Annotated in this window: 1 protein-coding gene; it reads left to right on the top strand. The window is 55.3% G+C overall.

Features of this window, described 5'->3' with window-relative positions; genetic code table 11:
* Positions 1-345: 345 nt before the first annotated feature.
* Entirely contained in the window at positions 346-1,515 is a 1,170-nt protein-coding gene (locus GFJ41_RS20855) for a fibrinogen-related protein (RefSeq protein ID WP_170075967.1), read from the top strand.
* The last annotated feature ends 42 nt before the right edge of the window (positions 1,516-1,557 follow it).

Genomic DNA, 1,557 nt, shown 5'->3' with positions numbered 1-1,557 from the left:
CGAACAGCAGGGTGACGATCTGTGCTGTGTGTCCTGCTCTTTATCATGAAGCTTCTCCTCTTCCTCAGTGTGTGTGTGTGTGTAGCGCTCGCTCAGAGTTTAAGCACTGACTACGATGATGATGATGATGTAAAACCACCAGTGCGTAAAGTCAACGTGACAGATCCGCGAGGTCACAGGCCTCTAACCCGAGGTCGCGAGGTCTACACCCCCGTCGCCGCTCCTCCTCCCGTCAGCGGGCGTGGCCGTTATGGCCCACGTCCCACCGCGGCTACGGCGAGTCAGGTTCAGGAGGAGAGTCAGGAAGTCGAGGAGAGTGGAGGATGCGTCCACGCTTCAGAGACAATGGGTGTCCTCTGTCCTACAGGCTGTGAACTGAAAACAGCTCTGGTGAAGCAGGAGCGCGACGTTAAACCCACCGTGGCTCAGCTGAAGAGAGACGTGGAAACTCTATCACAGACCTCCAACTCGGTCTACAAATACGTAGTGGAACTGACCTCAGAGGTCACCGAGAGGCAGAGAATCAACGACGGAAACAACGACTTGGTTAGTCAGTACACAGATGACCTGGAGACCCAGCATGTGTTCGTGAAAGAATCGGTGGATGTGACGTTTCCACAGAACATTAAAATCCTGCAGGGGGTGCTGGACAAAGTGCGCGAGAAGATCCAGCGTCTGGAGAAGGCGGTCACGGCTCAGACGGAGAAGTGCGCCCAGCCGTGCGTGGTGTCCTGCCCCATCCCCGTGGCGTCTGGAAAAGACTGCGAGGATATCTTCAGGAACGGAGGAGAATCTTCTCAGATGTATCTGGTGCGTCCAGAATCCTCACAGCCAGCGTTTAAGGTCTTCTGTGACCAGACGACACAGAATGGAGGCTGGCTGATGATTCAGAACCGTTTGGACGGCAGCGTGGACTTTGGCCGGCGATGGGACGATTACAAGAAAGGTTTTGGAAACGTTGCGTATGATGTTGGGAAAGGTCACTGCGAAACTCCTGGTGAGTACTGGCTCGGTAATGACCGCATCAGTCAGATCACTAAGACGGGTCCAACCGAGGTTCTGATCGAGATGCAGGACTGGAGCGGCGCCAAGGTGCACGCTCAGTACCAGCAGTTCACCGTCCAGGGCGAGGCCTCGAACTACATCCTGGCGGTGGATAAATACTCCGGCACGGCGGGAAACACCTTCCTCACCGGGGCGACCGAGCTGTTTGGGGTGAATCGCACCATGACCATCCACAACGGCATGATGTTCAGCACCTACGACAGGGACAATGACCGATGGGTTCCCGGTGACCCGTCCAAGCAGTGTTCTAAAGAGGACGGAGGTGGATGGTGGTACAACGCCTGCCATTCGGCCAATCCTAACGGGCGATACTACTGGGGCGGAGCTTACACCAAGAACATGGCCAAGCACGGGACAGACGACGGCATGGTGTGGATGAACTGGAAGGGCTCGTGGTACTCACTCAAGACCATCAGCCTCAAGATCAGACCCTACTTCGCTAACAGATAACACACACACACACACACACACACACACAAACAGTTATTTCAG

Origin of the sequence: Paraclostridium dentum, from assembly GCF_012922555.1 — a bacterium.
In the GTDB taxonomy this organism is placed as follows: domain Bacteria; phylum Bacillota; class Clostridia; order Peptostreptococcales; family Peptostreptococcaceae; genus Paraclostridium; species Paraclostridium dentum.
The sequence above is the reverse complement of the archived record's forward strand: the minus strand, read 5'-3'. Positions and strand labels throughout refer to the sequence as shown.